Raw genomic sequence first — 12,688 nt, forward strand, 5'->3', positions numbered from 1 at the left:
ATCAGCCACCATATCCCCGTTCACTGATTCCAGAAGGAATTTTCTTAGATCTCAACTCGGACTTACTTTCAAGAATCCTGCGTGCGCCTTGAATACCATGCTGCTTGATAAGTAATTTCACTTCTTCAACCTGTTCGCGGTGCGCAGGATCTTCAGCCGGAACAAAGTTAGATCCAGCTTTCAATATTTCCTGATAAACTCCTACCGCCTGTCCTGCGGATTTAAGTCTTGCCTTATCGGTTTCGGACTTAGGAACCCAATGTCCACTTTTGTAATCATCCACTAATTTAGAAGCATCATTAAGCGCGTTATAAAAAGGACTTTCTTTATCTTCAACCCACGAATCAATAGATGCCATCGTATCAAGTGTTACTCCACTCTTTACAAACGGTTTCAAAGCATCACCAAGAGCTTTCCGCATATCACCGACTTTCTCACGCGCCTGCTTATCCGGCAGTCCTTGTGTTTCAGCACGAGTTTTACCTGTATCCGCATAAACTTTACCAGTCTGGGCTTTAGTATGAGCGATATCGGCCCCGGTCTTAGCCAGTCCTGCACGCTTTTCACGCAGATCAATTGAAGTACGAACATAACCGGGAAGCTTTTCCAGCGAATCAACCATTGAGGTGCGGCCGTTATCTTCATCAAGCACCACGTATTGAACGCCCCGCGAGTAATCGAGACTGTTCTGCGGAACTGCATGAATGAGATGGCCTTGCTTGTTTACCATCGGGATCCACTTCGAAGGATCTTTCATAACTTCGGCATTACCCTGACGGGTTGCTTCCATGTATCGGTCAGCGGCTCCGGCAAAAACAGGATTATACGTTTTGCCACCCTGAGTAGTCTTTTCACCGGCTAAGAATTCTTTGATAACATTGCCGGTTTGCCCGACTGTCAGTCGCCGTCCCGTACCAGTCCACCCGCCCTGTTTATCAGAGCGAAATTCAATGCCGTATGTTTTAGAGCGCGGATCAAAATCTGTAAGACGATAAGGCATAGGAGCCATTTCAGACGCTCTTTTCATATCAATTACTGCCGCATCAAAATTGCCTTCATTCAGCGATTTGAGAGCTGATCCGCCTACTTTTCGAAAATTCTGATACTCTTTGTCGATTCTGCCCATGCGCTTTTTACGCAAGGCTTCTTTACCGTCTTGAAATTTGGTGGCCACTTCTGCGGCATGACCGAACGCAGAAATTCCGGCCAATGTTTTAGGCGTTTCCACTGCGTCAAAATCCCAGTTCTTATTTTGCAGTTCACCAACAAGCCGTTCAGTTTCCTGTCTAACAGACCTGTTAAATTGAGACTGCTCTGCAACTTCGCGATCACGAAACATTGAGTAGGCTTTACTCTGACTTCTTTGATTAACGTCCTTCGGCATTCCATTACCGGAAGCCATAGAATTGTATGCCCGATTAGTTTGCTGGCCATCAGTATAATCATTCATCATACCAGTTAATGAACCCATTGCCCCGACAAGCTGACCAGCGTATTCATCTCCCGCCATTCCAAATCCACCCATGACAACCTCCTATCCGAATAAATACATACCAAGGCCGACAGCAGCCCCAACACCAAGCCCAATAGGACCAGCCATTGAACCTGCGACAGCGGCTCCACCTATTGTTCCTGCGGCTGTAGCTCCAGCAGCAGCGGTAGCTCCTGCGGTTGCACCCGCGGCGGCGGTTCCTGCGGCAGCAGCAGTTCCGGCGGCGGCAGCGGTTCCACCAGCTACGGCAGCCCCACTCGCAGCGGCGGTTCCTGCGGCGGCCACACCTCCGGCAGCAGCTGTAGAGGCTCCGGCAGTCGATGCACCAATAATTCCGGCCTCAGTCATACCTTGCACGGCTGACATTCCCATCATTCCACCTGAAAAAGTGGACATTGCCGCGCCTCCGCCAGTCTTTTCAGGCTTGCCGGGAGTCGGAGTTTTCCTGCTCATCATAGAAGCTGTCCCTGCCGCCCCCTGCATTCCTGACAATGCCCTGTCTCCGGGATTCGCCACATTAAACATTCCCATGCCCATAACAACCTCCTAACCAAGCCCGAATGACGAGGCTGATTTCAAACGGTTAAAGTTCTCATCTTTTGCCGTACTACGTGCTTTGGTTCTGGCTCCGGCAACAGACTGAGCTTGTGAAAGAGCTAGATCCTTCTGCATTCCTGCAAAATGTCCGGAATTCACATTTTGACCGGACCTTGAAAAATTGCGCTGTGCCTGCATTCCTGCAAGACCATATCCCTGCTTAACGTCAGCTTCAGCCTGTGAAACTCGGCTGTTCACATCAATGCCCTTCTGAGCTTCATCCATAAAGTTCTGGCGGACGTTCAGCTGCTTCTTGCTGGTTTCAGTCTGGAGAGGCAGCAGCTCTCTGCTTGATATTATTTGATCTTTAGCAAGTGCGGTCTGATGTGGAATTAATTCACGGTTTGCGGCTATCTGCTCACGTTCCATTGGCTGATAATCTGTTTTCCAAAAATCAAAATATTCACCAGCCATATCTTGCTGTGATTCATAAATCGTGGCCATGCGATCATTGTATTCCTCATCAATAGAATCCCCCCCACCGCCACTGCCCTTGCACAAGGCAACCGGACCGGAATGTTCATACGAGTCTTCCTGCTCGACAATTCCGGAAACCATATCAATTACAACTCTGTTATAAATTTTCATGATAAAATCTCTCTTGTTACAGCGATCAGAATTGCGTTTTCACTTTTGCCTTCTCGCTCAATCCAAGCCCCGTTTGGAAGCTCACCGCAAACCTTTCCGCCGCATTTCTTCGCATAATTCACAGCACCCCTATTTCTGGCCGGAATACTTCCGAGCAGCATATCAAAGGTGAACTTCCCGCTATTGTCCTTCATCTGCATGATCTCTCTCAAAACATATTGCCCCATCTTCACCAGATGCCGCCTTGCACAAGCTTGAAAAGTAATGAAATGAAAACGCGCAAACTTTCCTTCATGACGGGTAAGCCAGATCACCGCCACAATCACCTCATCTTGAACGACAAGCCATGTAACAGAACTTTTCAGAGCCTTCACAAACTCGGTTTCATTACGAATAGTTCCCTCGTAAAAGACTGTTTCAGAATGTCCTTCAAACTCGCACCGCTCATAAAGAAGGGCTATGAAGCTGTCTGCAAAGGATCTCACTCCGTCAAATTCTAAATATGGAATCATATTAAAAGGACTCATCTTTTCACCGCCTGCTTACGGGCCTTATCCTCGGAGACAAGTCCCAGTTCAACCAGATCACTAAAAGTCACCACCCGCTGCATGGGGGTTGGAATTCCGTATAAACGGCATTTAAGTACGGTCCGGAGCTGACGCATAAAGTGCAACATGTTGGATTCATTCACATCAGGAAGCATCGGCAACTTCATAAAAGATCCCCCATTGCAGGGTCTATATCCACCTTGGAAATCGGAATATCACTGACTATTCCCATCTGAAAACGTTTTGCCAGATATCCATCCGGCAAAATAAACGGACTGTCTGTTCTAACCCGCCCTTCGAAAACTTGCTGTCCGTCTGCGATCAGCCGAAAACGGACTTCTCCTTTACGCTGCGCCCTGTAAAAACTGTTTGAATCACCGCCGAAACAAACAGATCCGGCCATGTCAGAACCTACACAAGAAAGTTCAAGTGGTTGTTTAAGAAATATATCATCTGGAGCATTGGCGTAATCAGCCGAAACAATCGCGGCCTCCATATTTACAGGCTCCGAAGTCCGCATTTCACCAGACAGCCATTCACTTCTCAAAGAAAAATCAGAACCGTCCCAGCGATTAATTACGGTCTGCGTTCCTGCCGGATATGCAACGTGAAGAAGCCTTCCTTCCGGCTCAACAGTCAGAGCGGTGCAATGAAATCCAAGCTTGGTGAGCAGCTTTGAGGATGGATCAAAAACAAACCCCGCTCCCGGTTCATGGAAACAGATATATTGTCCGGCGTGCCAGACGGCATTGAAAGAATCCGGCTTTAACTCACGCCAGTCTTTTTCCGTGAAAATTCCGGCAGTGAGATTTTGAGGAGCATTACCCGATTGAACCAGATACAGCCCGTTGAGACTTGGAAAAATTACGCCGAAAGGAGAAGCGACAACACCGGCGGCGGAAGTGCAGGGAAGATATCCGTCCAAACGGTTTGGAACAGACAGAGAAGGATCATCAACAGTAATGGTATGGACATTTGCGCGGGTGAGAATCACCAGAGTGTTTCCGGTTGACTCCATGGCTACAATCTCGTGCGGAACTGACATGCCGTATGAATCCGGCCAAGCATGAGGATAGCCCGGTTCTGACAAAAAAACCTCGTTCCCTTTGAATCCAGCAAACATGCAGCCCGGCAGAGAAGTCAGCCCTTGAAGCTTTTGCGGAGCAGGTTCCCAGTACCGCGAAACCATAACTTCGGCTGTATCCGAATCAGGTGCGGAATCAGCAAAGCTTACGGTTCCGTCTTCAAGCTCTTTTACGAAATGAAATTCAGATTTTTCAGTACCGGCTACCGTCCGATAAATTCGTATCAGTGATATGGTCCGAAACCCTTCTGCGACACTGCTCAGCCCTGAGACATTCACTATCTGCCCTTCCTGCACGTCCACAACAGCAGACGGAACGGAAGGCGGACCTTCTTCTCCCAAATCGGAAACAAGCGTGTACACATAGACACGGGAAACGATATCCTTATCTTCAACACCAGTACCGGAAACAGTAACAACAGGGACAGAGTTGGGAGAAGGAACGCCCAGAGAACAGCGTGATTTCAGACCACTTTTTTCAAATTCATCGCTATTGCAAAACAGAAACGCGCCCTCGGAATCAGTGCCGTAAACTCGCTTTTTCTGATCACCGGCAATAGGACCGTCCCGCAGGATCACGCGCGAAGGCCATGACAGCCACTTATCCAGATACCGATAAACAGTACCTGCTGCGCCCTGTATGCTGTCCACTTTCAGCAAGCCGCCAAGAGGACGCAGCTCACCGGATTCAAGCAGACAGTTAACAGCAATTTCAGCCTGCCCCCGCTCCAGGAGGTGAGAAGCAAGAGCAGGCTTCATGCCGGAAAACACGGTAACTTCAAACATATTTACTCTGTCAGCCCGAGAAGAGTTAAAGCGGCTTCGCGGCCGTACTGGATTGTCAGAGATGCCTTTTTAAATTCTTCAAGAGTAGTGGCATTGCGAAGAGCAGCCCTTGATTCTTCACTGACTTTATTAAGATCAAATTCGGCAGCAGGACGTGCAGAGACTTCTTCCCAGAACGCAGCTCCGCCCGGCTGATCGTCAACTTTAACAACAACCATTTAAGCACCCTCCTCGGTATAAATCTTAGCGGCTTTTACGCGCAGAGAATCAGCCCCGACTAATTTCAGAGCCAGACGCTTTACAGCAGGATCGGATATATCAACCTTGGTTCCAGTGAACTTTAAGGCTGAACCGTTTATGACGCAGGATTCAATTGCAGACGGAAGAGAAAAGCAGTCTGCGAGTGCTACGGTTGTCGGGATTTGAGCGAGTGGCGTGGTGAGATTTACAGTTGTCTTGTATAGATTCGCAGGTGGTAATATCTCAGTTGTCCACCTTGCATATGGAATAACCCAGCCATAGGCTGTGCCACCATTTGTATTTGCCTTGGCAAGTATACGCCACTGCTTTTCTTCATGCGCTGATTCAAATACAAGCTTATAAATCTTCGCTGCTGTGGGAATATCAAATAATTGCACATCTACCCATACAACTCCGTCAGCACTCTTTTGGATCATAATCTGAGAGACTATATGTGATGAAGAACTATAGTTTTTTATTTCTAACCCTGTAACTACTTGTGAAGAACCAAAGTTCACACCAAGATAATCTACATTTAAAGCCCCCGGTTCAACCTGATCAGCATAGAATTGTAGAGAACCTGTTTCTGTTGATAGAGCTGTAAAAGGATTTCCGGTAACATTTGTACCAGAACGAGAGCTATAAAAATAAGTTCCCTGATCAGCAATTATACTCTGTTCTGCAAGTGAAGGAGAAGAGGGAATAGAACTAACTTCTTCACTAACACTCTCAACCGCAACTACCTGACCATCACACTTAATCTTTTTATGAATGGAACCATCAGTGTAGATCTTGTCTTTGATCGAAGTATCGGAAGTCAAAACAATTGAGGAGGTTGTTGAGCCTTCCCCCAAAGTCAGAACGGTTTCCGGATTAATTGGTTCGTCCGTTGCACCAGTTCCAATGGTCGCGCCTACAACTGGCTTCATAAAAGCTTTTGTCGGAGCGGCAGGTAATGCCAAGGCGGTAATAACAGTTGCATAATAAAGCTCCAGCTCATCACGCAGCAAAATGACTTCTTCTGCCGTCACGGTTCGATTAAACCATCTAAGTTGATCAAAATATATAGGAACAGATCCCGTATTCGACTCTGGCCCCCATAAAGTAATAGCACCCGCGCTGTAGTCTACAACATTGTCTCCTTCAAGAACTCCATGAATATAACGTTTTACAGATGTAGCAGTAACCTCCAGTACAAAATGAATAAACGGTACTAACTCTGAGTCAGGTCGCGTAATGGTTAAGTAATCAGGAAGTTGCCCATTACCTTTCCATGAAATAGTACTACTAGTTAAATCTATATAAACTGTTTGCTGTACGTTATTTGCCGTAAATGAAAAGGTCGTCCTAGACCCTGAAACATTAGGTACAAACCAACTAACCGTAAAAACCTTACCTGCCACAGTAGGTACTGGATTAAACTTAGTTGCCGCGCCATCGTTTAGTTTAACACCTTTGCCAAATTTCATAGGCTCATAAGCAGTTAAACCAGCTGCTGGAATTGTAGTAACTCCGTTAACCGAAGCCATAGTGTCGTTAAATGTCCAAAGGTCTACCCCGCTACCGTCACCAAAAAAATCAACGACAGTAGAAGATTCTTCCGTAGAAGACTCTTCCGAGACGCCCTCGCCATTATCAAAAAAAAGATCCCTGCCAACAGTTACAGGACTCGATGTCTTCAAAACATCCTTAGTTGTCCCTTCAAGAATAGTCAGCTCCGCACCGGTAATCTCAAACTCCGGCCTGCCGCTTAAAAGAGATTTACCACTGGGATTATTAAGCCCGGTAGTACAGGCCGGAAGCTTCGCTCCGTCACTGTTTACATCCGCACCTGGATAACCTTCCTGAGTATCGGCATAAGCCAGAGTCACCCCCACGCTGATCCCCACATAACGAACTGACAAAGTGATTGGATTAGAAGGATCTGACAGAATCAAAGACATTTGCGCAGCGCGGCAGGAAATAGGCCCGATCGCTTGCGGGGAGTTTTCCTCTGTAACAATCGGAACACGCATTTTAAAACTCTGCCCGGTTCGCTCAAAATCCGTGACATTATCAGGCAGAACAAAATGAAATTCTGTGGAATCAGGATAACTCTTTTGCGGTTCAGGATGGCTGATTGTGCCGTTAACCAAAGTTCCGCCGTCTACTTCTAAAGCTTCCATTGCTATGACAGGAACCGGAGTCATGTACCCAAGAAGTTCTTCATTGGAGAGAGTCCGTTTGGCCAGTGCGTCCGGATCAAGCCCCGCCTCAATGTGACTGAGCGGATCCGGCACAGTCATTTCAATAACCTTTACCGTAGTGACATTCTCCGCGAACATGACAGATTCAACAAAACCGATTGACAAGTTCGGGTATGCCTTGATTGCCCTGTTTGTTTTAAAGAAATCTCTGTAGTCACCGGCAAGTGAAAAATGGCTGGAATCAATATACTGCGGAATCGCGACTTCTCCGCCCTGATCCTTGGGACGCATCCAGCATTCTTCGGCCATTTCCTCCCAAGTCTTTGCTGTCATCCGCAGGTGAATCCTGCTTTCTACAGGAAACGGCAGAGCAGCAACGGACTCTTCGCCACGGGAAACAGTCAACACATTCCCGTTACGTCCAGTCACGTTAATGAACTCAGTGGCCACCGTTGCCGGATTCACCAGCGCACATCTAAAATGATCGCCACCAAGCAAGTTTGGAAACAAATCCGCATGATCAGCCGGAATAGTTATTTCCGTTGCTGTCTCGGAAATTGCGGAAGTTATGAAACTCTCCGCCAGATTTTTTAAAATAATCATGAATTCTTCCCCTCAAAAGTAATTGCCGGCCCGATCCCCTGCCGCTTAACCAGCGAATCTGCGAGAACAGAACTGACAGAAGAAACATCCCCGACCTTCATCATTGTATGGACTGACTCCATTGAAACGGCGGAAACGGATTCACAACAGCCATTATCAAAAAGCTCAAGTGATACTCTAAGTTTTGCAGTGGAACGGCTTTTCGCATCCCCTGAATTCTCAGCTTCAAAATGGCAGAAACCGCCTCCGAAACAGAACTCGGCAACACCACTTCCGCCTATACATCCGGATAGAATCAAGGCTAACCGTCCTCTATGGAAAGGGTTTCAAGTCTCACATGGAAAGTATCCCCCATGTAAACAAGTCGGCTAAGTTCCAGCTGTCCGAAATAAAGAACGCTGCCCTCAGTGAACGAGTCCATGACTGCGAAATGAGAAACAAGCCCGGCATCGGACGTGAATTGAGGAAAACGGACTTCCTCACTATTTAGAAGCTTGCCATTGACCGGATTAGATCCGAAAAGAATCTGTTGCCGTTCATAATTGGAACTGAGCGGCAGTTCCTTTGCAGCCACCAGATCACCAATTCGCAATGCGGCCATAATCGCACCGTTCTTTTGCAGCTTCACCGCTTCGGAATCTGTCTCGAGAATTCCGGAACAGAAAAGAGCCAGCCAAACCTTTTCAGGAGGCTGATAAACAACTCCTTTGAGGACATGAGCAGCTAGTTTGTCTTTCAGGTAAACTGACTTACAGGTATCCATTAAAAACTCCTTAAAAGTAGTTTCCACCGCGCATCTCAAGCTTTCTATTGGTTCCGCCGCGCATTTCCCTGACTCGGATCTCAGCCATGGCTCCATCGAATTCACGCTGTTCAATCTGCGATCTGGCAGGATCTGACCAGACTTTATCGGGAACGAGCATCAGCTTTGCCTTGGCTCCCGCGGCAATGGCCAGCCCATGAGTTTCCAGCAGAAACTTCGGACAGGTTGCCGCAGTTACGGACGGAGCAAGGACATTGACGGTTTGAAGCATGGCGCTTTGATCTTCACGAGGGCAGGGAATAAGGCGAACAAGACCCGGCTCTTCAACCTGATAATATTCAGGAATTCCCGGTTCATCGCGCACCACCCGATCATCCAGTTCAAGCAGCGAACAATCATTAAAACGAGCTTCCAGTGTATCAACTACAGTTGCATTAGGCTGTGGAACAAAGACATAACGGCAATCTCCTTTATAAACGTCCATAAGGTCTGAAACATGTCTCCAGACTCGCGTTTGCTTACAGAATTTGATTGCAGAATTCCTGAGTTCGGCAATGATTTGAGGAGCCGGACAGCGCGGCAACGAAGGTTGAGCCAGTGGCATAAATTCGCGCCAGCCGACAGTCAGCAGTTTAGCCATTGCCGCCTCCCTGCTTGTTTACGTTTGGACTCATGAACAGACGCGCCTTGGCTTCTTCACCTAGTGAAACGTACATTTGACGAAGGTTATCCATACCCTTCTGCCAGTTAGTGGCCGAAGTGCTGTTAACTGCCAGACACAGATAGAGAACATAATTTACGATGGGCCCAAGGAAGATATCCGACAACGCCATTTCCTGTTCAACATGGATAAGCGCGCCGGGCCTGCGTGAATATTCGAGTTCAACCCGAACTTCTTCAGCCGGTGGCGGCGTTACCCAATAAACAGTCGGAACTTTTTCTTCAAAAGCGTAGTTGTCAATAACCTCGGAAGGCGGTTCCATGTGCCAGAGCAGATTTGAATCATCCAGCGAAGAACGCTCAACAGATGTAATTGCTGTTCCCGGAGAGCCGTCCGCTTTTACGTTCCTGACCAGACCGATAAAACGGCCTTGGTCAGGAACTTCCTGCTTGGTGGATTGAGCGGTCAGCTTTACGCACTCGACATAAGAGTTGGCATCAGGCCGGATCATTACGACCTGACGCTGTGCGCGAGTGAGATGCAGCAACAGAACATCATCACTGAAACGCACACCGTCAGGATCGTGCAGAGCTATGCGAATATCGCTTACAGCTTCACCGGCAATCATTATTCTACAACCCTTATGTTGTAGCGCGGAACAGCTCGGGCAACATACTCAATGTCTTCCCCGTCACCGCTTTCTTCATAAGCAGTATAGGCTGAGTCATTCAGAATATTGTAAACGGACATGGGAACTTTCACTTCCACGCCACGCTTAATTTGATAAGAGATACCTTGAGCACCGACAAAAACATCATCCCGTCCTTCCGCGCCTTCACCTTCTGCAATAAAGATTTTCACCTTTTCTTCTGCTTTCTGGCGTTCCAGTTCGGAACCTTCGAGCTTAGCAACATGGTCATCAAGTTTGCGGTTTTCAGCTTCAGCTTCTTCACGCGCTTTCTTTTCCTGATCCAAATCGCATTCAAGTTTTGCCTTTTCTTCATCAGCAGATTTCAAAGCAGCTTTTGCCTCAGCAAGTTTCTTTTTCAGTTCGATATTTTCAGATTCACCAGCGTTGTCTTGCGCCTTCGCACCGGCACTCCCTTTTGCCAATTCATCATTTTCTTTTTTATCAGCCATTTTATCCTTTCCTTTTAACTGTCTGACGGTGTTTCGGTTACAGCCACTTCAAGGCGAACCATCCAAGCATCATTCAAAATTGCGCCGGAGTAATAGGTAATCCAACCTACATGACCGCGCTGACCAAGCTTATCGCTTTTACTTGGAGTACTTGGGTTAACGACTTTTGGAACAATGGATTCTTTACCCTTTAGAGCAACATCACCGTAGGCATTGGCCCCGATAATATAGATGGGATAAACATCAGCATTTGTGCCGGATTCTGAAAGCATCTCGGCTCCAGAAGCTCCCTTTGCGCCGCCACCATCCACAATCGGTTCAATGGAAGTGGAAACCACATATCGGGTATCTTCCACCTTGCCGATTTCGTTTTCATAAGGAGAGAGCTGGCCGTATTCTTCGACAGGGACAAATCCCGGCAAATCCCGAATATCAGATTCACAATCAGAATGAGTGATTGCAATATATGAAGCGGCAACAGGCTTAGTTCCATAATGGACGGTGGAACTGAGAACCTTGGTGACCTTTCCGGCTCTCTGCTTTTTAAGTGCGCGAGTAGCCAGACGCTGCATACCTTTAGTTATGGGTTTGGTTACTGTAGCGCGGGAAGTTCCACCTGAATAAATGACATTGGTTCCAGCTCTGAGAATTCCTTCCAGAACCATATCGAGTGTCACTCCTGCCTGTTCTCCAAGAATCTCCATGGACTCGCTGAGAACAGGATCTTCGTGAGTATCTTCGATTACATCAGTCAGTTCGATGTAATCACCGTACTGTTTCAAAGAAGCGGTAACGTCTGTCTTGGACAGTTTTTTTCCCGCAGGTGTAACACCTTCGACAATAGGAACAGTTGCAGGAGCAAGCGCATTATACCTGCGCCACTTTACGACCTGCCCTTTATTCTTGGGCATTTTCAAAGACTGACCAAACATTCCGAAAATATTGAAATGTGCGGCCCTTTTCAAAAAACCCGGTACTGAAAAACCAGCGGTTCTGGGGCCGATATCTCCAAATTTAGTTAAACCCATCTCAATCTCCTATTCCCGTGCAGCCTCATCAAAACCAGCATCGAAATCATCAGAATCCGGTTTTGCAGGCGGCACGCCTTTACGTTTACCGGGAACGGCAATAACAGCGGCGGCTTTTTTCCGATCAACCGTATCCACCTTCCCGGAAGTAGCTTTTTTGTACTTGGTCAACAGTTCGGACACTTCGGAAGCACTGCCCTTTTCCATCACGTTGAAAACAACTTTTGCTTCTTTGTAAGGGAGAGTTTCAGCCCAATTGGTAACCTTGTTATTGAACTGTCCCAGCTCCTCTTTTTTCGAAGGATCAGCGACAAGCTCCATATAATCAGGATGGGCTTTCCCCACTCTTTCAAAATGAACCTTGCGTTCATCCTGCTCATGGCTACGGGTAACGGCATCAAGCCTTGCTGAAACATCCCGCGACTGGTGAATGGACTCCAGCATAGGAACGGCTGCTTCAGCTCCGAATTCCATCAGGTTGGCCCTGATCCTTTTTCCCTGATCGGAGTCTTCCAGAAGGATCGCTTTAAAATCAGGATTAACCCTGAGAATATCCTTCACGTCTTCGGCAATATCCTCATCAGGATCGACCAACTCTGAAACTTGCGAAGCCGGAGCTTGCGGAGCACGGCCATCGATATTTCCCGTTTGGTCATTGAAGTAACGGTCAAGGATATCGCGCCCTTCAACCAGATAATCACCTTTAGGAATTTCAGATCCTGTGTCCGTTGAATCCAGCACAGTGCCGGATTCATCCTCTTCGGATAAACTCTGGTCTGAAGCGGACGCGTCATCTTCGTCCATTTCTTCGGACTGGGGATCACCATTAACCCCGTCATCAAGATCCTCAGCTTCATCTTCTGCCGGATCCTCGTTCAAAGATTCAGAAGCAGATTCTGCTTCCGCAAACCCTTTTTCAAAATCATCCTGTTCACCGATGTCATCATTTTCGTGTAGATTTTCGCTTCCCAT

15 protein-coding genes are annotated in these 12,688 nt (G+C 47.4%); all 15 read right to left on the minus strand.

Annotation, left to right across the window (positions count from 1 at the left end; translation table 11 throughout):
- Position 1 precedes the first annotated feature (1 nt).
- From JEY82_RS03815 to JEY82_RS03885, 15 genes are read right to left on the minus strand one after another with little or no spacing between them, the layout of a single operon-like run.
- The gene (locus tag JEY82_RS03815; RefSeq protein ID WP_304082706.1) at positions 2 to 1,525 is read right to left on the minus strand and encodes a hypothetical protein; all 1,524 of its coding nucleotides are present in this window, start codon (positions 1,523 to 1,525) and stop codon (positions 2 to 4) included.
- A 9-nt stretch (positions 1,526 to 1,534) separates the two neighbouring features.
- Positions 1,535 to 2,029 carry a hypothetical protein gene (locus JEY82_RS03820; protein WP_304082709.1) on the minus strand — a complete coding sequence of 165 codons (495 nt, stop codon included), beginning with the start codon at positions 2,027 to 2,029 and terminating at the stop codon, positions 1,535 to 1,537.
- 9 nt (positions 2,030 to 2,038) lie between these two features.
- Entirely contained in the window at positions 2,039 to 2,677 is a 639-nt protein-coding gene (locus tag JEY82_RS03825; protein ID WP_304082712.1) for a hypothetical protein, read from the minus strand.
- Positions 2,674 to 3,204 carry a hypothetical protein gene (locus JEY82_RS03830; protein WP_304082715.1) on the minus strand — a complete coding sequence of 177 codons (531 nt, stop codon included), beginning with the start codon at positions 3,202 to 3,204 and terminating at the stop codon, positions 2,674 to 2,676. Before JEY82_RS03830 ends, JEY82_RS03825 begins: the two co-directional genes overlap by 4 nt.
- Positions 3,201 to 3,392 (minus strand): hypothetical protein, encoded by a 192-nt coding sequence (locus JEY82_RS03835; RefSeq protein ID WP_304082719.1) that lies wholly within the window; start codon positions 3,390 to 3,392, stop codon positions 3,201 to 3,203. The genes JEY82_RS03830 and JEY82_RS03835 overlap by 4 nt, the downstream gene beginning before the upstream one ends.
- Complete coding sequence (locus JEY82_RS03840; protein ID WP_304082722.1) at positions 3,389 to 5,095, minus strand: hypothetical protein; 1,707 nt, start codon at positions 5,093 to 5,095, stop codon at positions 3,389 to 3,391. The genes JEY82_RS03835 and JEY82_RS03840 overlap by 4 nt, the downstream gene beginning before the upstream one ends.
- A gap of 2 nt (positions 5,096 to 5,097) precedes the next feature.
- Positions 5,098 to 5,313 carry a hypothetical protein gene (locus JEY82_RS03845; protein WP_304082725.1) on the minus strand — a complete coding sequence of 72 codons (216 nt, stop codon included), beginning with the start codon at positions 5,311 to 5,313 and terminating at the stop codon, positions 5,098 to 5,100.
- On the minus strand, positions 5,314 to 8,124 hold the full coding sequence (locus tag JEY82_RS03850) for a hypothetical protein (RefSeq protein ID WP_304082728.1): 2,811 nt from the start codon (positions 8,122 to 8,124) through the stop codon (positions 5,314 to 5,316).
- A complete protein-coding gene (locus tag JEY82_RS03855) occupies positions 8,121 to 8,423 on the minus strand; it encodes a hypothetical protein (protein ID WP_304082731.1) in 303 nt (100 codons plus the stop codon). The genes JEY82_RS03850 and JEY82_RS03855 overlap by 4 nt, the downstream gene beginning before the upstream one ends.
- A gap of 2 nt (positions 8,424 to 8,425) precedes the next feature.
- Positions 8,426 to 8,887: a hypothetical protein gene (locus JEY82_RS03860; protein WP_304082734.1), complete on the minus strand. Its 462-nt coding sequence runs from the start codon at positions 8,885 to 8,887 to the stop codon at positions 8,426 to 8,428.
- A gap of 10 nt (positions 8,888 to 8,897) precedes the next feature.
- Positions 8,898 to 9,527 carry a hypothetical protein gene (locus tag JEY82_RS03865; protein WP_304082736.1) on the minus strand — a complete coding sequence of 210 codons (630 nt, stop codon included), beginning with the start codon at positions 9,525 to 9,527 and terminating at the stop codon, positions 8,898 to 8,900.
- Positions 9,520 to 10,176, minus strand: a complete 657-nt coding sequence (locus tag JEY82_RS03870; RefSeq protein WP_304082739.1) for a DUF6682 family protein — start codon at positions 10,174 to 10,176, stop codon at positions 9,520 to 9,522. The genes JEY82_RS03865 and JEY82_RS03870 overlap by 8 nt, the downstream gene beginning before the upstream one ends.
- On the minus strand, positions 10,176 to 10,688 hold the full coding sequence (locus JEY82_RS03875; protein ID WP_304082742.1) for a hypothetical protein: 513 nt from the start codon (positions 10,686 to 10,688) through the stop codon (positions 10,176 to 10,178). The genes JEY82_RS03870 and JEY82_RS03875 overlap by 1 nt, the downstream gene beginning before the upstream one ends.
- Positions 10,689 to 10,702: 14 nt before the next feature.
- Positions 10,703 to 11,716: a N4-gp56 family major capsid protein gene (locus JEY82_RS03880; RefSeq protein ID WP_304082744.1), complete on the minus strand. Its 1,014-nt coding sequence runs from the start codon at positions 11,714 to 11,716 to the stop codon at positions 10,703 to 10,705.
- Between the two features lie 9 nt (positions 11,717 to 11,725).
- Positions 11,726 to 12,688: a hypothetical protein gene (locus JEY82_RS03885; RefSeq protein WP_304082747.1), complete on the minus strand. Its 963-nt coding sequence runs from the start codon at positions 12,686 to 12,688 to the stop codon at positions 11,726 to 11,728.

The sequence above is a fragment of the Maridesulfovibrio ferrireducens genome, assembly GCF_016342405.1.
Lineage (GTDB): Bacteria > Desulfobacterota > Desulfovibrionia > Desulfovibrionales > Desulfovibrionaceae > Maridesulfovibrio > Maridesulfovibrio ferrireducens_A.